At 55.7% G+C, this 21701-nt stretch carries 16 protein-coding genes and 1 tRNA gene; 11 read left to right on the forward strand and 6 right to left on the reverse strand.

All coding sequences use genetic code 11. The annotated features are described in order from the left end of the window. The first annotated feature begins 117 nt into the window (after nucleotides 1-117). Together L463_RS00620 and L463_RS00615 are read left to right on the forward strand one after the other, a co-directional pair. Nucleotides 118-831, forward strand: coding sequence for a DUF554 domain-containing protein (locus L463_RS00620; protein WP_017692680.1), 714 nt, complete (start codon nucleotides 118-120; stop codon nucleotides 829-831). Nucleotides 832-926: 95 nt separating this feature from the next. After that, a tRNA-Phe gene (locus tag L463_RS00615) sits at nucleotides 927-1002 on the forward strand. Nucleotides 1003-1078: 76 nt separating this feature from the next. Here the strand turns inward: L463_RS00615 and L463_RS00610 are convergent. Both L463_RS00610 and L463_RS00605 read right to left on the reverse strand, forming a co-directional pair. Further along, the gene (locus L463_RS00610) at nucleotides 1079-2863 is read right to left on the reverse strand and encodes a hybrid sensor histidine kinase/response regulator (protein ID WP_023304413.1); all 1785 of its coding nucleotides are present in this window, start codon (nucleotides 2861-2863) and stop codon (nucleotides 1079-1081) included. Continuing rightward, nucleotides 2860-3492, reverse strand: a complete 633-nt coding sequence (locus L463_RS00605; RefSeq protein ID WP_017692678.1) for a response regulator transcription factor — start codon at nucleotides 3490-3492, stop codon at nucleotides 2860-2862. Before L463_RS00605 ends, L463_RS00610 begins: the two co-directional genes overlap by 4 nt. Before the next feature lie 175 nt (nucleotides 3493-3667). Between L463_RS00605 and L463_RS00600 the strand changes: the two genes are divergently transcribed. Both L463_RS00600 and L463_RS00595 read left to right on the forward strand, forming a co-directional pair. Continuing rightward, nucleotides 3668-3982 (forward strand): lipoprotein, encoded by a 315-nt coding sequence (locus L463_RS00600; protein ID WP_017382737.1) that lies wholly within the window; start codon nucleotides 3668-3670, stop codon nucleotides 3980-3982. A 116-nt stretch (nucleotides 3983-4098) separates the two neighbouring features. Then, complete coding sequence (locus tag L463_RS00595; protein ID WP_032673321.1) at nucleotides 4099-7146, forward strand: autotransporter family protein; 3048 nt, start codon at nucleotides 4099-4101, stop codon at nucleotides 7144-7146. Nucleotides 7147-7207: 61 nt separating this feature from the next. Here L463_RS00595 and L463_RS0123025 read toward each other — a convergent pair whose 3' ends face one another. Further along, nucleotides 7208-7735: a helix-turn-helix transcriptional regulator gene (locus L463_RS0123025; protein WP_045324834.1), complete on the reverse strand. Its 528-nt coding sequence runs from the start codon at nucleotides 7733-7735 to the stop codon at nucleotides 7208-7210. A gap of 668 nt (nucleotides 7736-8403) precedes the next feature. Between L463_RS0123025 and pgaA the strand changes: the two genes are divergently transcribed. The 4 genes from pgaA to pgaD are packed head-to-tail and all read left to right on the forward strand — an operon-like array spanning nucleotide 8404 to nucleotide 14543. After that, entirely contained in the window at nucleotides 8404-10842 is a 2439-nt protein-coding gene (gene pgaA / locus L463_RS00590) for a poly-beta-1,6 N-acetyl-D-glucosamine export porin PgaA (RefSeq protein ID WP_032673322.1), read from the forward strand. A gap of 8 nt (nucleotides 10843-10850) precedes the next feature. After that, a complete protein-coding gene (gene pgaB, locus L463_RS00585; RefSeq protein WP_023304416.1) occupies nucleotides 10851-12788 on the forward strand; it encodes a poly-beta-1,6-N-acetyl-D-glucosamine N-deacetylase PgaB in 1938 nt (645 codons plus the stop codon). Next, a complete protein-coding gene (pgaC, locus tag L463_RS00580) occupies nucleotides 12781-14112 on the forward strand; it encodes a poly-beta-1,6-N-acetyl-D-glucosamine synthase (protein WP_017692672.1) in 1332 nt (443 codons plus the stop codon). Before pgaB ends, pgaC begins: the two co-directional genes overlap by 8 nt. Further along, nucleotides 14109-14543: a poly-beta-1,6-N-acetyl-D-glucosamine biosynthesis protein PgaD gene (pgaD, locus tag L463_RS00575; protein WP_015571861.1), complete on the forward strand. Its 435-nt coding sequence runs from the start codon at nucleotides 14109-14111 to the stop codon at nucleotides 14541-14543. The genes pgaC and pgaD overlap by 4 nt, the downstream gene beginning before the upstream one ends. Before the next feature lie 52 nt (nucleotides 14544-14595). On the opposite strand, the gene gss is transcribed toward pgaD, so the two are convergent. Beyond that, on the reverse strand, nucleotides 14596-16458 hold the full coding sequence (gene gss / locus L463_RS00570) for a bifunctional glutathionylspermidine amidase/synthase (RefSeq protein WP_015571862.1): 1863 nt from the start codon (nucleotides 16456-16458) through the stop codon (nucleotides 14596-14598). Nucleotides 16459-16641: 183 nt separating this feature from the next. On the opposite strand from gss, the gene yghU reads away from it, so the two are divergent. Together yghU and fucR are read left to right on the forward strand one after the other, a co-directional pair. Beyond that, nucleotides 16642-17508 (forward strand): glutathione-dependent disulfide-bond oxidoreductase, encoded by an 867-nt coding sequence (yghU, locus tag L463_RS00565; protein ID WP_003862465.1) that lies wholly within the window; start codon nucleotides 16642-16644, stop codon nucleotides 17506-17508. A gap of 76 nt (nucleotides 17509-17584) precedes the next feature. Next, complete coding sequence (fucR, locus tag L463_RS00560; protein WP_015571863.1) at nucleotides 17585-18346, forward strand: L-fucose operon activator; 762 nt, start codon at nucleotides 17585-17587, stop codon at nucleotides 18344-18346. Here the strand turns inward: fucR and L463_RS00555 are convergent. Further along, nucleotides 18336-19883, reverse strand: coding sequence for a methyl-accepting chemotaxis protein (locus L463_RS00555; protein WP_032649517.1), 1548 nt, complete (start codon nucleotides 19881-19883; stop codon nucleotides 18336-18338). The genes fucR and L463_RS00555 overlap by 11 nt on opposite strands. A gap of 151 nt (nucleotides 19884-20034) precedes the next feature. On the opposite strand from L463_RS00555, the gene L463_RS00550 reads away from it, so the two are divergent. Next, the gene (locus L463_RS00550) at nucleotides 20035-21075 is read left to right on the forward strand and encodes an aldo/keto reductase (protein ID WP_017382745.1); all 1041 of its coding nucleotides are present in this window, start codon (nucleotides 20035-20037) and stop codon (nucleotides 21073-21075) included. 113 nt (nucleotides 21076-21188) lie between these two features. Here the strand turns inward: L463_RS00550 and L463_RS00545 are convergent, their stop codons facing one another. Beyond that, nucleotides 21189-21677 carry a TIGR00645 family protein gene (locus L463_RS00545; protein ID WP_006811956.1) on the reverse strand — a complete coding sequence of 163 codons (489 nt, stop codon included), beginning with the start codon at nucleotides 21675-21677 and terminating at the stop codon, nucleotides 21189-21191. Between the last annotated feature and the right edge of the window lie 24 nt (nucleotides 21678-21701).

The raw sequence follows: 21701 nt of genomic DNA on the forward strand, positions 1-21701 counted from the left end.
TTTATTTTCAGGTGCAAGAAGGAATCAGTATGCGTTACGCCTCCCAAAGCTAAGCGTAATCAGGGACGGACGTGTCATAATCATGCAATGCCAGTGCTTAAATAACAGGAGTTAAACGTGGTAATTGGACCCTTTATCAATGCGGGAGCCGTATTGCTGGGCGGTGTACTTGGGGCAGTATTAAGTCAGCGCCTGCCGGAGCGTATTCGCGTCTCCATGCCTTCTATTTTTGGCCTGGCGTCGTTAGGGATTGGTATCCTTTTAGTGGTGAAATGCGCCAACCTGCCGGTGATGGTACTGGCGACGCTGCTCGGCGCGCTCATCGGCGAGTTTTGCTATCTGGAAAAAGGTATTAATCACGCAGTAGGCAAAGCCAAAAATCTGATTGCCCGACCAGGCAAGGCAAAGCACGGCACGCACGAGTCGTTTATTCAGAACTACGTTGCGATCATTATTCTGTTCTGCGCCAGCGGCACGGGGATATTCGGTTCGATGCAGGAAGGGATGACCGGCGATCCCAGCATATTGATTGCGAAAGCGTTTCTGGATTTCTTTACTGCCACCATTTTTGCCACCACCCTAGGCATCGCCGTCGCCGCGATTTGTGTGCCGATGTTGCTTATTCAGCTGGCGCTGGCCACCTGCGCCACGCTGATCCTACCGCTGACAACGCCAGCGATGATGGCAGACTTTACCGCCGTCGGCGGCCTGTTGCTGCTGGCGACAGGGCTGCGCATCTGTGGCATTAAGATGTTTGCAGTGGTGAACATGCTCCCTGCCCTGCTGCTCGCGATGCCGCTTTCCGCGCTCTGGACGCGCTTTTTCGCTTAAGTTTGCGACGAAATGGTGAGAGAGTGTGCAGTCTGCACCGAAAGCAACAAATTTCGTTGACGCCGGAGGGAGGATCGGGTTTAATGCGCCCCGTTGCCCGGATAGCTCAGTCGGTAGAGCAGGGGATTGAAAATCCCCGTGTCCTTGGTTCGATTCCGAGTCCGGGCACCAAATTTATATTAACGGACCTCCACGGAGGTCCGTTTTTGCATTCTGAACCCGCCAGAATCGACACTTCTGCATTCCCTTAATGACATCCCGACCACTGCGTCAGCAGCGCATGCAGTTTAGCTGGCTCAAGAGGCTTGCGGAGCACCAGGTACCCCTCCTGCTCCGCCTCCAGCAGAACCGGTGAATTAAATTCGCCGCTGACTATCGCGCCGCTCATATCCGGCAGACGTTCAAAAAGCGCCTTCAGGATATCGAAGCCGCTTTCGCCGGATCGCAGGCGCTGGTCGCACAGCACGGCGAACGGCGTAAAGCCGTCGTCGATGATGGCAAACGCTTCTTCAGCCGAGGCCGCACAGCGTACGTCGATTCCCCAGACGCTCATCAGGCTCTCCCAGGCAGACGTCACCAGCGGGTCGTCATCGACGACCAGGCAGGAACCGTGCAGCGGCGCATAGCGTACCGGCGTGGCGGTGTTGTCAGCGGCGGGCGGGATGTCCGGCGCGATGTCTTCGCCAGCATATTGGGTAAAGCGCATCCAGAAGCGGGAGCCTTTCCCTTCAATGGATTGCATTCCGTATTTCACCTTCATCAGCTTGGCACAACGGGCAACGACGGCCAGTCCCAGCCCGTGTCCGGCGCTGTCGATCTTCCATGCCAGCTCGGGGCGGTAGTAAGGTGAGAAGATTTTGCCCTTCTCTTCATCGGCGATACCGACTCCCGTGTCCCACACCTCCACCATACACTCGTCACCGCGCGGTCGGATGGCGACCAGCACCCCGCCCTGGAGCGTGTAGCGAAGGGCGTTTTGAATCAGGTTAATCAGGGACTGTCGCACCAGCAGCGGATCGCCCATCACGTCGATACGGCGTTTAGGCCGCCGGATACACAGCCTAAGCGCGCGGCTGTTGGCCTCTTCACGAAACAGCGTGATGACCGAGTCGAGCAGAGCACCGATATCCACTTTGGTCGGGGCAGAGAGGGCATTCCCGGATTCTATTTTGCTCAGATCGAGCAGAGAATTGAGCATTAAATGCACCGAGCGAACGCTCTGCTGAAGGTCAAGGAGTTGCGGCGTCAGGCTGTCGTCCCGGTTTCGGTGGAGGATGGCTTCGATCAGAAAGCCCATTGCGTGTACGGGCTGGCGCAGATCGTGACTGGCGGTGGTCAGAAACTGATTTTTATCCAGCAGTGCCTGCTCCGCGTCCTCTTTGGCCTGACGAAACTGTTCCGCAAGGCGTGAGCTTTTTTCCTCAAGCAGCGCTTGCTGAATAAAGAACGCATGGGAAGTTAACGCATGGCGGTAAATCGCGAAGCCGTAAAGCAGATTCAGCATGAGCACGATGAACATCAACTCATCCAGCCGCCAGATAATACCGAGGTTCAGCACCCCCCAGGAGGCGAAGAAAAAACGCGTAAAGGTACTGATGACAGGCGTCAGATGCGTCGCATTGGCGGCGACGATGGCGGCAATGCTGATATTAAGTAACAGGAAAAAGTCAAAATTCTGCGTCTGTGGCGTAATTAAATAGAGTGATGAAATTCCCAGCCCGTGAATAAAGGCAATATTATTAATACGCGGAAGCCAGCGTCGCAGAACGTCCCTTTCACCGTTTTCTTTCGCTTCACGCTGATAGCGTCGGTGCAATATTCGTATCGCCACGGCACATAGCAGATAAATAATTATCCAGATAATCGTTGGGCCGAGTTCATCCCCAAGCATATAAATCCAGATGGCGAAAGGAATACCAACAAAGGGCACCGCACTAAAGCTAAATACCAGCCGCAGAAAGGTGTTGTTTAGCAAACGGATCTGCGCCGGAGCAGAGATACCATCATTTTGTAAGCTCTGGAAAAACCTCATTCCGACGGTTCCTGCTTGCCATGCAGAAGCGTGATGGCTTCGACCCGGCTGTTAACGCCTATCTTTTTCAATATATTGCTGATGTGTTCTTTGACCGTGGGCTCAGAAATTGAAAGCTGGGCGGCGATGCGTTTATTTGGCAGGCCGCGCATAATCATATTTAACACGTCTATTTGTCGCGGTGTTAAGTTAAATTTACTTAACTTCTCATTATTCGTCTTAACGGAAATTTCGTTTCCCTCAGGAAACCAGGTCTGATTATCAGTGAGTGCGAAAACGGCCCGCGAGAACATCTCAGGTGGCTCGCTTTTCAATACAAAACCGTGTCCCCCGGCGGCATTAACTTTGCGCCAGATATCATTATTGTCATCCCCGCTGACCACCAGGAGTCGTACCTGTGGGTAAAGTTGCTTTACTTCTTTGAGTAATTTCAGGGCCGTTCCGGAAGAGAGCCAAAAATCGATTACCAGCAAACGTGGCGGGCCATGATCCCTAATTTGGCGGTAGCAATCATCTTCATTCGTCACCACACACGCCTGCTTAAACTGGCAATGTGTAATCAGAAAATTGGCGATGCCGCTTGCTACCAATGGATGGTCATCAACGACTAACGCATAATTCTGTCCCAAAGGAGCCTCCTTTTACCTTCGCATATCTTAGAGTACAGATGAATTATTATCTACCCACCCTACTTTAGGAGGGTTTTTTCGATTAGGAAAGAGAAATATATTATTCGCTGATTTGGGTAAAAGAAAACATAAATACAATCAGTGAAATTAACTGGTTGGATATCAAGGATAATTTATGAAAAAACCACTCATCGTTTTAACCGTTACGTTGATGCTAGCCGGTTGTTCCACGTTGAAAACCGATCAGGCTATTCCACTCCTACAGGCGGAGACCGCTAAAATGCTGGGACTGGGCTCATCGGATGAAATAACCGTATCCAACGTTAATGGCGCCCAGCCGGACGCACTGGGAGGACAAAAACTCTCTTATCGCGCCACGACAGAAAAAGGGCGTATTTTCGATTGTTCATCGATGATGATGCCGGGAATTTTAGGATCTGCACCGACGCTGAGCGCGCCAACCTGTACACCAGTTGTCACACATAAATAATTAGCACCGCATTAAAAGGCGTACTGAAATAACGCCTTTTACGTTATCTGACGTATCTGAGTTTTCATATAAAAACGATGTTCCTGACATCATGCTAATGAGTACGGAGATAGCCCGTGAATAACTCTACATCACATTCTTTAGCGGTTAAGACACCGCTTTCCAGACTTTACCTCGCTCTATTTTCCGCGCCGCTGTTACTTTTTTTACCTGCCGATGTCGCGCGTGCAGCCGATGCCTTTTTTGATGGCGAGTCGCGTATTACCGAAACGCTGGGTTACACCGGAGATGTTTATGTTGGACGTAACCAACGCGGAAACCTGCTGATCGATAATGGCAAAATCACCGCCTATAACATCAATATCGGTCGGCTGTTCGACGGCAAAATTTATGAAAGCGTGGTCACGGTCCGTGGGCCAGACGCTGAGCTTAACGCGGTGAACGATCGGTACGTCCTTCGCGGCGACCTGAATCTTGGCCTCGGCACCCTGCGAGTCGAAGAGGGCGCGCTGGCGAGCGCAAAGGAGATCGTTGTCGGCACCACCCGCGGCTACGACAGCCACCTAATCGCCACGGGTGCCGGCTCTCGTGTGACCAGTAATTTTCTCAGTGTAGGCACCGATCTGGGCGCACGCTCCACGCTTGCGATTGAAGACGGCGCGTCGCTCAGCACCGCTTACGATGCGCGCATCGGCAACGGTACCGGGCCGGGTGAAACCGACACGCTGAGCCCGAAAGCCACCGTCACGGGGAGCGGGTCACAGTGGAACGTTGGCCGTACGTTGACGCTATATGGCGACCTGGATGTGGTGAACGGCGGAACGGTTAACGTTGGCGGCGTGCAGGTGGCGGGCGTCTCCGGCGCAGGGAAAACTGCCGAACTGGTTATTGCAGGCAAGGACTCGCGCTTTACCAGCGGCAGCAGCGTGAGCGTGGGCGATTACGGCAATGGCGTGCTGTCTGTGATTGACGGCGGTTCATTTTCCGCTGGCAGCAATGCGCTGATCGTGGGGACATCGGGTTCCGGCTCGAACCGGGGTGCGCTCATCATCGGCAGCCGCGGCAATATGGACACCGGCACGGGTTTAACTGAGCCAACGCTTGGCACGGCGGGCGGCGCAGGTACCCTCGATGCGAAGACGGCAATCAGCCTTCGTGGCGGACTGTTCGGCAGCTATGTCTACTTCAACCATACCGACGGAAATTACCTCTTCAGCAACACGATGAGCGGTGAAGGTGATGTGATCAACACCTCCGGGCAGACGACGCTGAACGGCGATCTTTCCGCACTCAAGGCGAACGTAACCGCGCGGGGCGGTAAAGTCATCATTGCCAGCAATATTAATACCCAGCCAGAAGACGATATCTTTGACGTCCAGACCCTTAGCGCGGAGAACGGCGGCACGTTGATCCTCAACGCGACGGCGGGTTCAGACGTCAGCAACGGGGTGGGTTATAGCAGCGCCGCGTCAATCAAGTCCGGCGGCACGCTGGGCGGCAACGGGACGCTGGGCCAGACCGAGATCCTGTCCGGCGGACATATCTCGCCCGGCGACGGCAATATCGGTACGTTGACGCTGAAACGCTATCTGAACTTTATCGGCGAATCCTTCTATGACGTGGATATCGCAGGAGATGGCCGCAGCGACCAGCTACTGGTATCGGGTAAAACCACCATCAGCAATCAGGCTAAGGTACAGGTCACCGCGCTGGATCCGCAAACCAGCTATAAAACGGGCCAAAGCTACCGCATTTTGACCTCCGACGGGGGAATCGACGGTGAGTTCGCCGGAGCGATCTCCAAATCCGCATTCCTCGACGTGGCGCTTAAGCAAAGCACCAACGCCGTCGATCTGACCATCGCGCAGAAAGAAACCGGTGGCGAGAATCCTGGAGGAGAAAACCCCGGAGGCGAAAATCCTGGTGGTGAGAATCCTGGCGGTGAAAACCCCGGAGGCGAAAATCCTGGCGGTGAAAACCCCGGAGGTGAAAACCCGGGCGGTGAGAATCCTGGCGGTGAAAACCCGGGAAGCGGCAAGCCGGGCATTTTCCAGACCGTGGCCCAAAGCAGCAACCAGTGGAATACCGCTGGCGCGCTCTCCACGCTGACGCAAAGCGGCCCGTCGCTGGCGCTGTATAACTCGCTGCTTCTGCTAAGCGCACCGGAAGCGCGCGAGGCGTTCAACCAGCTTTCTGGTGAAGTTTATCCGTCAATGCAGTCCAACCTGATCGCTGGCAGCACGCAGGTGTTTAACGTGTTAAACCAGCGGATGCAGCGCGCGTTTGATAACGACAGCCTGCCGATACCACCGTTAGCCATGTCGCTGGTGCAGCAGCCGGAGCCGCAAAACAATGGCGTCTGGGGCCAGACCTTCAGCGCCTGGAGCCGAAACAGCGGCGACGGTAACGTGGGCAAGCTGGACGGCAACACCACCGGCTTCCTGCTGGGGGCAGATCGCAAACTGGCGGACCATAACGTGCGTGTCGGCGGCTACTTCGGCTACAGCCGGGGTGATTATGACGTCGACAGCCGTCGCTCCTCAACGGATACCGACAACTATCACCTTGGTCTGTATGCGGCGGGTCAACAGGATGCGTTCTCCCTTCGCGGCGCGCTGGGTTACACCTGGCACAAGATCGAAGGCGAGCGCAATGTTGATTTCAGCGGCTTCTCGGATCGGCTGAAGTCAGATTACGACGCGAACTCCCTGCTGGCGTTCACCGAAGCGGGCTACCGTTTCGGCCAGCCAGACAGGAATATTGAGCCGTTCGTCAATTTATCGTACATCCGGCTGCATACCGACAGCTTCAGGGAAGACGGCGGTGCCGCTGCGCTGAGCGTCCGTAACGAAACGATGAACACCTTCTATACGACACTCGGGTTGCGCGGTGTGACCGAGTTGCCGAAGCACGTTAACCTCTACGGTTCGTTGGGCTGGCAGCACGCCTATGGCGATAAGAATACCTCTTCGCGCATGGCGTTTGCGGGCAGCGACGCGTTCATTACTCAGGGACAGGCCGTGGATGAGGATGTGATGGTCGGTGATATCGGCGTGAGCGTACAGCTGTCGCGTGCTGCGACGCTGGATGTGGGTTACCAGGGACAATATGGTGCGGATACCCGCGTCAACTCTGTTAACGCCAATCTGCGCTGGTCGTTCTGAATTATTTCCATTAAAAGAACCCGCCCTCGTGGCGGGTTTCTGCTTTTGGCTTCTGACGAAGCTAGGGATCGTTCCCAACCACGTCCAGCAGTTTGTTTTTAAAGATAAACAAACACGCCTCGTTGAAGTTACCTGCTCCTAACCGCTCCGACAGCACCGTTCGCTTGCGATAGAGGCTTTTAACCGACATATTCAGCTTATCTGCAATCTCTTCCATTGACCTCCCTGCCTTCAGCAACCTGATCATTATCGCTTCGTGTCGACTCAGCCGTAAGTTAAGCAGCCATTTGGTTGTCAGACGCCTGCCTTTCATATCAAGCACCAGATTGAATAACGACGCCATATCCGGAGCCGTAAGCGACGTGTTCATAAACAGCTTCATACTGAGAAGATCCTCCTCTCGAGGACGCATATCCAGCATAACGCAGCAGATCGTTTTTCTCGTTCTGGCCGGATGGCGTATCAGGTAATCATATAAACGGAGCGGCGTACGGCTATCAATCAGTACAGTATATTCATTTGCGTCGGTATCAAATATGTTTCTGTCTATCGAACTGAGGCAAATTATATCCGGGAAAAATAGCCGCATCCCCCTGACAAGGAAACAATCCTGAGTCACTAACACTATTGAAGTCGCCACTAACCATCCCTTTTAGATTAAAGCAAGCCCGCCTCTTAAGAAACAAGAACGCTTTCGTTTATAGCGCTTTACATTTACGGCAAATGTTTTCTGGCTTTGATCATCCCTCAATATGACATTGGTGAGCTAGACTTTTTGCAGACTATCACTCAATGTCTGTCGTTAATTATAAATAAAAAAGAATTTCAGAAAAGTCACTTCTCTGAACATTAAGAATTTTTGTCATGAAACTTCCCAAACATGTACCAGAAAGTACTTTAATTAACTCAGCAGAACTTCATTTCGAATATAACAAAACAGGAAGCAGAGAAAGAAAAATCATTTAACATCAATCAGTTAAAAAGAACAATCCTGCACTGAATTATCTAAAAAACTTACTTCTTCCAGAATTATCCCAAAACCTCTCAGCCGCTTTTCAACTTATTTATCCCCCAACATATCGGGTGTACATTAAGCCCAATCAGACCACTGAGATGAGGGCTCATAATTACCTTTAAGTAAGTACCCCATAACGTAGCATCATTCAGATTTAATGTTCTCCTTTATGCCCTTTAACACAGAGTTAAAAGGCGGCCGTGTTATGCAATGGATTCACGATAAACAAATGGCAAATAGATATGGAAAGATCGCTTAGCTTCACTACGTTATTCTTTTATCGCACCACAATATTATTGCTCCTGCTTTTACTCTTTCCTGTTCTGGTTCAGGCTGATGAATCCGTTTATGAGCATCAGATACAACAGGCACGTAACGGTAATTACGCTCTGTTTCTTGATTACCTACAGCGCTATGAGCAACAGCATGCTTTAACACCCGGACAGGTTGCGGACTGGTTACAGGTAGCCTCCTGGGCAGGACGCGATGATGAGGTTATCCGGGTCTGGCAGCGTTATGGTATTTATATGCCGCTGCCCGCTCGCGCCATCGCTGCCGTCGCCCAGTCCAGAAGAAACCAAAAAGCCTGGCCATCCGCCTTATCGCTGTGGAAAGAGGCGCTCAGCCTTGCGCCGGATAACGACGATTACCGCATCGGCTATGTTAAGACCCTGGCCGATGCCCGCAGAGATCGCCTCGCGCTTTCGGAAGCCCGGCAGCTGGTTAAGGACGCTCCTTCTCCCGCGCACCTTGAGACGCTCTCCTATGTCTGGATGCGCCAGGGAAAAAACGGGGACCGGCTGCTGGCGGACATGCGCGCGCTGAACGCCGCACCCGGGAATAATGCCCTTCTTCGCGAGACGATCGATGCGTTAACGGAAAACCGGGTAAGCACGCCCGCACTCTGGCTGTCGCAAAGTGTGGCGATGTCTCCCGCGGAGCGCCGCCGCCTTGAGCGTAACGCCGCGGCTGAAAGGGTACGCCTGGCGGATGTGCCTGGCAGAACGGAGAAAGAGCGCCTGCGGCTGGCACAAAACGCATTAGATCGTTACCAGGCCCTGCTTTCTCGCTGGCAAAACGACCCGCAGGCGGCTGAAGACGTCATCCTTGCCCGTATCGATCGGCTTGGCGCCCTGTATGCGCAGGGTAATTACCGGCAGGTCATTAGCGAATATGAGGCGCTGACGGCCGCACAGCATCCGATACCGGACTGGGCCATCGGCTGGGTGATCTCGGCATATTTGCAGGAGAAAAACACCGTCGCCGCCTTCTCGCTTGTGCAACGCTATCCACACTACGCCTCCGATCCGCAGGATGAGGAGCATGCGCTTTTCTACGCCTGGCTGGATACGGGGCAGTATCAGACCGCCCGCCGCTACGTTGAGCGCGAGACCCGCAGCGTTCCCTGGACCCGCTACGATTTCGGATCCCCGACCGCTCAGCCGAACGATCGGTGGCTCACCGGACAGTCTCTCAAACTTAACTATTTGCTGGCGACCAACGCCCTGCCGGAGGCCGAAAAGCTGTCGTATCGTCTGGCATCAACGGCGCCGGGAAATCAGGGGTTACAGATTGATTATGCCGCCCTGCTTCAGGCCAGAGGCCTGCCGCGCGCGGCCGAGCAAAAGCTTAAACGAGCAGAGGCGCTTGAACCTGCGAATCTGGAGCTTGAAAAACAGCAGGCTTACGTCGCAATGGACCTTCAGGAGTGGCGCCAGATGGATTTACTGGCTGATGACGTAATTGCTCGCGCCCCCGCCGATCGCAGCGCCCGTCGCCTGGACAGACTCAGAGCGGTCCACCATATGTCTGAGCTGCGTCTGAACGCGGGTAAAGGATTGCACTCAGATAACCCCGTTAGCGGTAGCCACGACATGAACTGGGACGCCACGCTCTATGGCCCGCCCGTGGCGGATAACTGGCGGCTGTTTGCCGGCGCCCGCTATGCCCAGGGGAATTTCGACGAAGGTAAAGGCATCAGCCGCCACCTGTTGGGCGGCGTTGAGTGGCGCCCCCGTGACCTCACGCTCGAAGCCGAGCTCTCCAGCAACCGCTATCACGGTACAAACAGGCCGGGCGCACGGCTCTCAACAACCTACAGCCTGAGTGATAACTGGCAGGTCAGCGGTAACCTCGAACGCTTGTCACGCGCCACACCCTTACGGGCATTACGCAATGGGATCAGCGCCAACCGGGGTGAAGGTGGGGTTCGCTGGTATCAAAACGAGCGACGTGAATACCAGTTCAACGCTGCCGTCAGCCGCTTCTCAGACCACAACCGCCGTCAGGAATACACCCTCTCCGGGAAAGAGCGTCTCTGGCAGACCCCGACCCTGACGCTGGATCTCGAACCGGGGATCGCCGCCAGTAAAAACAGCCTGCGGAATACGCTCTATTACAACCCGGCACGGGATCTGTCCGTGACGGCTGCCCTGTCCGTTGACCATGAGATGTACCGCCACTACGACACCCTCTGGAGCCAGCAGTTCGTGGCAGGAGGGGGCAGCTACTGGCAGAAAAATCAGTCCGCGGGTGCCGTTACCCTGCTGGGTTACGGGCAACGCATCCAGTGGAACAACGTTGTCGATACTGGCGTGATGCTGAACTGGGATAAGCGCCCTTACGACGGCAAACGCGAGAGCAATCTCTCCGTCACGTTAGATGCGACTTTACGCTTTTAAGGATGAATATGCTGAACACACGTTTTTCTGTAAGCCTGATCGTCATCGGCTGGCTCTACCTCAGCGCGAGCCTCTGCGCGCAGCCGCTCTCCTTTATGGCCCCTGAAAAGAGGCCGCAGCTGGAGGCCAGCAAACCCTGGCCGGAGAATCAGTTTCTGGTCCTGGCCTACCACGACGTTGAAGATGATGCCGCCGATCAGCGCTACCTCTCCGTTCGCACCAGCGCGTTAAACGAGCAGATAAGCTGGCTTTTGCACAACGGCTATCACGCCATCAGCGTGCAGGACATTCTGGATGCGCATGAAGGGAAAAAAGCGCTGCCGCCGAAAGCCGTTTTGCTCAGCTTTGACGACGGCTACAGCAGCTTTTACACCCGGGTCTGGCCTCTGCTTCAGGCCTGGAACGTTCCTGCGCTGTGGGCGCCGGTGGGCAGTTGGGTGGATACGCCGGCAAATCAAAAAGTTAACTTCGGCGGTCTGATGACGCCCCGCGATCGCTTTGCCACCTGGGATATGGTTCGCGAGCTCAGCCAGTCCCCGCTGATTGAGATTGGCTCGCATACCTGGGCCTCGCATTACGGCATTCCGGCCAACCCGCAGGGAAGCCGTGAACCCGCCATCGCCAGCCGTTTTTATGATAACGCGACGGGGCATTACGAAACCGATGAACACTTCAACCAGCGGATCGCCGCAGACGTACGCAAAGTCACCGATAAAATCACCCAGGTGACGGGAAAAGCGCCGCGTGCCTGGGTGTGGCCCTATGGGGCTGCCAACGGTACGTCGCTCGCTATCGCCCAAAAACAGGGCTATCAGTTGGCCTTTACCCTGGAGGACGGGCTGGGAAACGTGCGCGACCTCGGCAACATCCCGCGCCTGCTGATCGCCGGAAATCCGTCGATAAAAACCTTTGCCAACACGGTTAGCCGCGTTCAGGAGTTTGACCCGGTGCGCGTCATGCATGTCGATCTCGATTACGTCTACGATCCCGATCCGGCCCAGCAGACGAAAAACATCAACAAACTCGTCCAGCGGGTCTACGACATGAAAATCAGCCATGTGTTTCTCCAGGCGTTTTCGGATCCGCGGGGCGACGGCAGGATCGATGCGCTCTATTTCCCCAACCGCCGGCTTCCGGTCCGGGCCGATCTCTTTAATTTTGTCGCCTGGCAGCTACAAACCCGCGCGGGAGTGAAAGTCTTCGCGTGGATGCCGGTTCTCTCTTTCGATCTCAGTCCAGCCTTGCCGCGCGTGCAGCGCCGGGATCGTCAAACGGGAGAGTTGACCGTGGCCGCCGAGCCCTATATCAGGCTCTCCCCCTGGAGTCCGCAGGTTCGCCAGCAGGTGACGGAGATCTATGAAGATCTGGCCCGCTATGCCAGCTTCAATGGCATCTTATTTCATGACGACGCGGTGCTGACGGACGTTGACGATGCCGGACAGGACACGACCCGACAGAAGAGTCAGCGACTTATCGGCTTTACCCGCACCCTGAGCCAGGCGGTGAAAAACATCCGTGGCCCGCAGATCAAAACCGCGCGGAACATGTTCGCGTTGCCCATTCTCGAGCCGGAAAGCGAGGCATGGTTTGCGCAAAATCTCGATGATTTTCTGGCGGCCTACGACTGGACGGTGCCGATGGCAATGCCGCTGATGGAGTCCGTCCCGGCAGAAGAGAGCAATGCCTGGCTGACGCGTTTAGTCAAAGCCGTCGCCGCACGCCCCGGCGCGCTGAATAAAACGATTTTTGAGCTACAGGCCAGGGACTGGGCACAGAAACCGCAGCGTGCCGTAGCCGATGAACGTCTGATGGAGTGGATGCGGGTGCTCCAGCTGAATGGCATCAAAAATTACGGTTATTACCCCGACGACTTCCTCAACAACCAACCTGATATTTCACGTATCAGACCTGAATTTTCTTCGTACTGGTATCCTGACAATGACTGATCGCATTATCGCCTTCTCTATTTTGTGTCTGGTATTCGGGTTGCCGTTAGGCGTAGCCGCGCTATTTACCGGCGAACTGATTCTGGACTTTGTCTTTTTCTGGCCGCTTTTTATGTCCGTGCTCTGGGTAACCGGCGGCCTCTATTTCTGGTTTCAGCTTGAACGGCACTGGTCGTGGGATAACGCAACACCCGCCCCCGCCTTAGCCGGTGAGCCGTTAATCTCGATTCTTATTCCCTGCTTCAATGAGGAACGCAACGCACGGGAGACCATTAGCGCCGCGCTGGGTCAGCGGTACTGGAATGTGGAAGTTATCGCCATCAATGACGGTTCTTCTGATAACACGGCGGAGGTACTGCAACAGCTGGCGCGAGAGCAACCGCGCCTGCGGGTGATTAATCTCGCGGAGAACCAGGGGAAAGCCGTGGCGCTCAAGGCCGGCGCTGCGGCGGCCCGGGGCGATTTGCTGGTCTGCATTGACGGCGACGCCCTGCTCGACCGCGACACCGCGGCGTATCTGGTGGCACCGCTGATTCAGTATCCCCACGTTGGGGCCGTCACCGGGAATCCGCGTATTCGCACGCGCTCAACGCTGATTGGCCGCATTCAGGTGGGCGAGTTTTCTTCCATTATTGGCCTTATCAAGCGAACGCAGCGGATCTATGGCCGGGTCTTTACCGTCTCCGGCGTCATCGCCGCCTTTCGCCGACAGGCGCTGGCGGATGTCGGGTACTGGAGCCCGGACATGATCACAGAGGATATCGACATAAGCTGGAAGCTTCAGCTTCGCCACTGGGATATCTTTTTCGAGCCGCGGGCACTGTGCTGGATCCTGATGCCGGAGACGCTAAAGGGGCTGTGGAAACAGCGTCTGCGCTGGGCGCAGGGGGGGGCAGAGGTGTTTCTGGTTAACCTGCGCAAGATGGTCCGCTGGGAGCATCATCGCATGTGGCCCCTGTTTCTTGAGTACGCGCTATCAACGCTGTGGGCGTTTGCCTATGGGGCAACCGTGGTGTTGTTCATTCTCAGCCATATTATCCCTCTTCCCGCGAACCTGGCCGTTGCGAGCCTGTTTCCCCCGGCGTTTACCGGGCTGCTGCTGGGCGTGATGTGCCTGCTGCAATTCCTCGTCAGTTTGTATATCGAGCGGCGCTACGAGCGGAAAGTGGCAGGCTCGCTGTTCTGGGTAATCTGGTTCCCGATGGTGTACTGGATGATTGGCCTGTTTACCACCCTCGTGGCATTTCCGAAAGTCATGCTTAAACGTAAACGCGCCCGCGCGCGCTGGATCAGTCCGGACCGGGGTAAAGGGAGCATTCAATGAACGAGAATACGTTAATTTTGACTGAACATCGGCTGGCACCGCGTCTTTTCGATGCCGCATTAACGCTGATAGCCTGGGGAGGATTCCTGTTTTTCCTTTACGCCAGGCTGTGGATGCAGTTAACCGAGGAGGGCGATCACCGCTGGAGCGTGATTATCGCCTCTTTTAATACGGTGCTGGTCTATCTGCTGATTGCGGCGTTCAACGGCTGGCTGCTGATCCTGTGGTATCAGTACAATCGCCGCCGCGCGCATGTGAGGCGGCGTCATCCGGAAATGTTGCGCCATGACGAGCTTGCCCAAAGTTTTAACGTCACGCCGCAAATTATGTCCGAGATGAGCCAGTACAACCTGCTGACGGTTTACCATGACCAGATTGGCCGGATCATTGATTTGAAGATCAGCGAGCAGCAGGAAGAGGAAGAGCAGTAATGAAACGCCCCCGCAACATGCCCTGCGGGGGCGTTTTTATAACAGGGAGACGTTATTTATCTTTCACCACAATCAGCGGTTCAATATCGCTCTCTTTCTTCACCACCAGCGAGTCATCCCCGCGCAGACAGGTTCCGCCATAGTTCCCGCCCACGGTAAAAGTGCAGACCTGAATGTATCTGCCGTCAACTTTCGGCAGGCACCATAGCTGCTGGTAGATATTTTTGCGGTCAACAAACTTGCCGCTGGACTGGTCCAGCAGTTCGTCCTGGGCGCCGATCAGATCGATATTGCTCCCGCAGCGTCCGGCGATCGGTTTAACGGCATAACCGGTCCGTTTGAGCAGATCGTTGACCTCAAAATCGGTATCCAGCAGGTAACGGTGGTTCGGGAACAGCTGCCACAGCACCGGCAGGATCGCCTTGTTACCTGGGATCACCGTCCACAGCGGTTCAAAGACCAGCACTTCCGGGCGCAGCAGGACGTCAATCAGGCGCACTTCACCTTGCGGGTGACCGGTGCGGATAGGCACGGCGGCGTACTCGGTTTCGCTCACCTCGCGGATCTGCTCAATCGCCGTTTCCCACGCCCAGGTTTTCCATACGCAGTTGACGTGACGGCCTTCATCATCAATCAATTGCCCGGCGGCATCCCAGCTCAGCGCCCCCAGTCCATGCAGGATTTTGGTTTCAAACCCGGCCTGGATCAGCGAGCGCTGAATAAAGAGCGCGTGGTAATCCTCTTCGATATCGTTGTCCTGCATGATATGGACGAACGGCCGCGCGTGGCTGTGCTTCCATGCGCCGGTCAGCTCCTCCAGCAAGCCTTCCGCCGGATTGTGGCCGGTGCCGCGATAGCCGTTTTTCACCCACTCTTCAAGAATGAGCCCGCCCTCGGTATGGCAGGAGGCGGAATCCGCGTTGTACTCGTAAACCTTGATGCCGCGTTCATCCATGCAGAAATCCATACGACCGGTGATCATATGGTGACGACGCCACTGCCAGGAAAGGCGCAGACGCGGCCAGAGAATTTTCGGGATGTCGAAAAGCGCGAGTAAGCTGTCGTCTTTCAGCACCTTGTCGGTGGCATGAAGGTACATCAGATGCAGTTCGTTGGTGGCTTTGATCAGCTCCTGCTCGGCGCTTTCGGTAATGGTGAAGTACTGGCAGGGATCGTTGTTGATAACGTGGCCGTTGGCGCGAACGTACGCCTGTTGCAGGGCGTCGTTTTCATTGAGCCATTTTCCGTCGAACTGACGGTTGTTCTTCAATCGCGCGCCGCTGATTTTCAGCAGTTCACCGTCGATCTCCGGCTGAGGAATACTGTGTTCCGTCTCCTCCGTCTGGATCATCCAGCCGAGGATCTCGGTATCGTTGAACGTGTCATGAAGCGTATAGCAACCGTCCTCCACGCTCAGACGCAGCTCGCGCGTCCACTGCTGCCCCATCGGCAGCGGGGAGTGAATAACGTTCTGCTCGGCAATGCGCACTCTGTCATCCAGCAGCTGGGTAATGACGGCGACGTGGCCGGTTTCATGAAACTCACCGCCCTTTTGCCAGATGAGCAGCGCACCGGCCTGCGGCGCGCGTTTTGAGCCATTAGCAAAGGCCTGTAGCGGCAAAATATTGTCGTTTACCACCTGGCGCAAAAAACGCAGGGAGAAGATCTCCCACGCCATCCCGACGTCGGTAAAAACAAACCCGTGATTGAGAAACAGGAAACGGCGCGCAAACTCAACGCACTGCCATTTATGGCCCATGTATTCGTTGCCGATATAGCTGCGGAATTCCGCGTCTTCCGGGTAGTGACGCGGATCGAGACTGCCGTAATTTGAAGAGTAAATCGCCACGCCACCCGGCGCATAACCTAATAACGTCCCGAAGGGTGCGTCACTGCTTAACGTTCCTTTACGCATGTGTCCAACCTAAAACAGGCAGGCGGCAATTTTTTTGTTGGGTTGTCGTCGTCTGCACGTTGTAATTAACTGACAGAGGTGGCGTTATCATACACCCGCCCTGCCCATTACGCTCGCATCGTTAAACGGTTCCTGCATCTCCTGCTACACTGCCTCAACACAACACCAAAAAGGCAGGCCAACATGTCAGATAACACCTATCAGCCACCGAAAGTGTGGGAATGGAAACAGAATAACGGCGGCGCGTTCGCCAATATCAACCGTCCCGTCTCGGGCGCGACGCACGAGAAAGAGCTACCTGTGGGCGCGCACCCGCTCCAGCTGTACTCTCTCGGTACGCCGAATGGACAGAAAGTTACCATCATGCTGGAAGAGCTGCTGGCGCTGGGCGTGACGGGCGCGGAATACGACGCATGGTTGATCCGCATTGGTGAGGGCGATCAGTTCTCCAGCGGTTTTGTCGACGTGAACCCGAACTCGAAGATCCCGGCCCTGCGTGACCACTCCACCACCCCGCCGACGCGCGTCTTTGAATCCGGCAATATCCTGCTCTACCTGGCCGAGAAATTTGGTCACTTCCTGCCAAAAGATCCGGCAGGACGAACGGAAACCCTGAACTGGCTGTTCTGGTTACAGGGCGCGGCCCCGTTCCTCGGCGGCGGTTTTGGCCACTTCTATAACTACGCACCGGTGAAGATTGAGTACGCTATCGATCGCTTCACCATGGAAGCTAAACGCCTGTTCGACGTGCTGGACAAACAGCTGGCGCGCGGTCGTTACGTAGCGGGTGAGGAATATACCATTGCGGATATGGCAGTCTGGCCATGGTTTGGCTGCGTGGCGCTGGGCAGCGTGTATAACGCCGCCGAGTTCCTGGATGCCGGGAAGTACACCAACGTGCAGCGCTGGGCAAAAGATGTGGCGAATCGTCCGGCTGTTAAACGCGGGCGCATTGTTAACCGTACCAACGGCGAGCTGAACGAGCAGTTACATGAGCGTCATTCAGCAAGCGACTTCGATACCCAGACGGAAGATAAACGTCAGGGTTGATCCATGACCGGGCGGTTCGCCGCCCTTCTTCCGCGATGAGAAAAATGCGTCAGCACGCGTGCGCAAGGAGCCTCGTATGTCAGACCAGACGCTAAAAGCGACCCGACAGCAGAGTCTTATCACCTTGCTGAGTAAAAGCGACTGGCTGACTACCGATGTGCTGGCTGAAAAGCTCTCCGTCAGCAAAGAGACGATCCGCCGGGATCTGAAGTCGTTGCAGCAGCAGGGGAAGCTTCTGCGCCAGCACGGGCGCGCGCGTCTGATTCACCCGGACAGCCGCGACAGCGGTGAACCCTTTGGCGCACGCCTGAAAAGCCATTATGCCGACAAAGCCGATATTGCCCGCCACGCGCTGGGCTGGATCAGCGAAGGGATGACCATCGCCCTCGACGCCAGCTCAACCTGCTTTCATCTGGCGCGCCAGTTGCCGGACATCGACCTCACCGTATTTACCAATAGTCTGCCTATCTGCCACGAGATGGCAAAGCGCGAGCGGATCACGCTTATCTGCTCCGGCGGAACGCTTGAGCGTAAGTATCGCTGCTATGTTAATCCGGCGCTGGTGACGCAGCTAAAAGGGCTGGAGATCGATCTGTTCATCTTCTCGTGTGAAGGGGTCGATGAGCATGGCGTCCTTTGGGATCCGTCCGAGCACAACGCGGGCTTTAAGGCGCTGCTGTTAAACCGCGCCAGCCAGTCGCTGCTGCTGATCGACAAAAGTAAATTTATGCGGGCAAGTGAAGTGAAAATTGGTCAGCTGTCGCAGGTGACACAGATTATTCAGAGCGATAAACGTCAGGCCGCCAGAGACGGCCTGACACGAGAGGTTACGCGGTGAGACGGAATTTCTGCACTGAGCGCTGGAGTTCTTCGGTCTGCCGTTCAAGTGCGGCGGCGGCGGCGGAAACCTGCTCCACCAGCGAGGCGTTCTGCTGGGTCACGCCGTCCATCTGCGTGATGGCAACGCCGACCTGAGAAATACCTTTGCTCTGCTCCTCTGACGCGGTGGCGATCTGCTTCATAATGACGGTCACTTCCGTCACGTCGCGCAGGATCGCTTCCATCGTGGTGCCGGTATCGTTCACCAGCTGCGCCCCCTGCTCCACGCGGGCAACGGAATCTGCAATCAACCCTTCGATCTCTTTTGCCGCATTCGCGCTGCGGCTGGCCAGATTACGCACCTCACCCGCCACGACCGCAAAGCCCCGCCCCTGCTCCCCGGCCCGGGCCGCTTCCACCGCGGCGTTCAGCGCCAGAATATTGGTCTGGAAGGCGATGCTGTTGATGACGGTAGTGATTTCAGCGATTTTTTTCGAGCTGTCCGAAATGCCGCTCATGGTTGTGACCACATCTTCCACCAGCGAGCCGCCGCGGCTGGCCGTACTGGAGGCGACATCCGCAAGCTGGCTGGCCTGGCGCGCGCTTTCGGCGTTCAGCTTCACCGTTGCGGTTAGCTGCTCCATGCTGGCCGCGGTCTCTTCCAGCGCGGCGGCCTGCTCTTCGGTACGCGAAGAGAGATCGTTATTCCCGCTGGAGATCTCCGTTGCCCCGCGCCAGATATTCTCACTGCCGGAACGAATCGTGCTGACCGCTTCCCGCAGGCTGTCCTGCATGGCGCTCAGCAGCGGCACCAGTTGCCCCACGCAGTTGCGGCCAAAGGATTCAATCGGCTGGCTGAGATCGCCCTGCGCAATCTGGCGGAACTGCTGACGGATACGATCCAGCGGTTTTACCAGTATCGCCACCAGGTAGCGGTCGGTGAACAGCAGGATCAACAGACCCACGATCGTGGCGGTGATAATCACCGTCCGGGTCATGCTGGTGAGGCCGTCGACCACCACGCGCGTGCTGTCGAGCGCCTTCGCCGCGGTGTTGTTAAAGTTCTCAGCCGCTGCCCCGAATGCACGGCTTAGCGGCGGCGTGACGTTGTTGGCATGCTGACGATAGCCTTCGAGCGTCGCCTGCTTCGCCTGCGCCATCTGCGGCGTCACGCCCCGATCGAGCAGCGCCTGCCAGGTGGAAATCACCTGCGCAGACACCTTTTCATCCATCGGGCCCGGAGAGATAGCTTTCATCTCTGCCAGCTTTTTACTCATGTTATCCAGCGCCTGCTGAGCAGGAGCCAGGTCCGGCGTGCCGCCCGCCGCTTTAACTTCCATCGCCCGGCTCAGGCGGGTGACGAAACGGAAATACTGATCGTTGCCCTGGCTCAGCACCGTCATTTGCCGGACCAGCTGGCGGTCAACATCATTACCATCAGAAACACGAGACAGAGACCAGGTGCTGTAAAGCCCCACGCCTGCCCACATGACACAAAAGATCCCCAGTATCGTCAGCATGACGAAACGGATGGTGAAATTACGAAGCATCTTCATTGAGTATTCCTTGCCGTGAGGGTGAATTCGCCCAGAGGCGAGTACTACCCTCTTTATCGGCAGATACCGCAGAAAATATACTTTTTTGTTATCGAGTCGGCATAGAATGAAAACGTTGTTTCGAAAATTCACCGACAAGAAAGGAGACATCATGTCCTGGCACCCTTACACCGGCCGATACGAAAACATGCAGTACCGATACTGCGGCAAAAGCGGCCTGCGCTTACCGGCACTGTCGCTAGGCCTGTGGCACAGCTTCGGTCACGTTCAGCCGCTCGATTCCCAGCGCGCGCTGCTGCGTAAGGCCTTCGATCTCGGGATTACCCATTTTGACCTTGCCAACAACTACGGCCCCCCACCAGGCAGCGCTGAAGAGAATTTTGGCCGTCTGCTGCGGGAGGATTTTGCCGGGTATCGTGACGAGCTGATCATCTCCACCAAAGCGGGCTACGACATGTGGCCAGGGCCGTATGGTTCGGGCGGTTCACGTAAATACCTGCTCGCCAGCCTCGACCAGAGCCTGAAACGCATGGGTGTGGAGTATGTGGATATTTTCTATTCTCACCGCGTAGACGAAAACACGCCGATGGAAGAGACCGCCGCCGCGCTGGCGCACGCGGTGCAGAGCGGAAAAGCGCTGTACGTCGGCATTTCGTCCTACTCCACGGAACGCACGGCGGTAATGGCCGAATTGCTGCGCGAGTGGAAGATCCCGCTTTTGATCCACCAGCCGTCTTACAACCTGCTTAACCGCTGGGTCGACAAGACCGGCCTGCTGGACGCGCTGGAGAAAAACGGAACGGGCTGTATCGCCTTTACCCCGCTGGCGCAGGGCCTGCTCACCGGAAAATACCTGAACGGTATTCCGGACGGTTCACGTATGCAACGCGAAGGGAAAAAAGTGCGCGGCCTGACGGAGAAAATGCTGACGGAAGCCAACCTGAGCAGCCTTCGTTTGCTGAACGAGATGGCGCACGCGCGCGGGCAGACGATGGCGCAGATGGCGCTAAGCTGGCTGTTGAAAGATGAGCGTGTAACCTCAGTGCTGATTGGCGCGAGCCGCCCGGAGCAGCTGGAAGAGAACGTTCAGGCGCTGAATAACCTGCGCTTTAGCGAAGATGAACTGACGCGGATTGACCAGCACGTTGCGGATGGTGAGCTGAATTTGTGGCAGGCGTCGTCGGATAAATAAATAGTGCGGTCCGATGCTTTCGCCCCTCACCCTAACCCTCTCCCCAGAGGGGAGAGGGAACTTGAACACCCTCTCCCCTCTGGGGAGAGGGCAGGGTGAGGGGCATGGTGAATTTATTTCTTACTGATCTTATCCAGATACCCCATCACAAACGCCGACAGCACAAACGTCAGGTGGATAATCACATACCACATCAGCTTATTATCCGGGACGTTTTTCGCGTCCATAAAGACGCGTAACAGGTGTATAGACGAAATCGCCACAATCGACGCCGCGACTTTATTCTTCAGCGATGAGGCATCCATTTTTCCCAGCCAGTTGAGCTTTTCTTTGTGCTCGGCGATATCAAGCTGAGAGACGAAATTCTCATAACCGGAGAACATCACCATCACCAGTAACCCCCCCACCAGCGTCATATCCACCAGCGACAGCAGAACCAGAATCAAATCGGCTTCTGCCACGGAGAAAATGTTTGGCAGGACGTGAAATATCTCCTGGAAGAACTTGATCGTCAGGGCGACCAGCGCCAGGGAGAGACCAAAATAGACGGGTGCGAGCAGCCAGCGAGAGGCATACATTGCGTTTTCAAAGAAGCGTTCCATAAAATCCTGTCTGCAAACGAAACC

This window comes from Enterobacter sp. BIDMC 27 (assembly GCF_000534415.1).
GTDB lineage: Bacteria > Pseudomonadota > Gammaproteobacteria > Enterobacterales > Enterobacteriaceae > Enterobacter > Enterobacter hormaechei_C.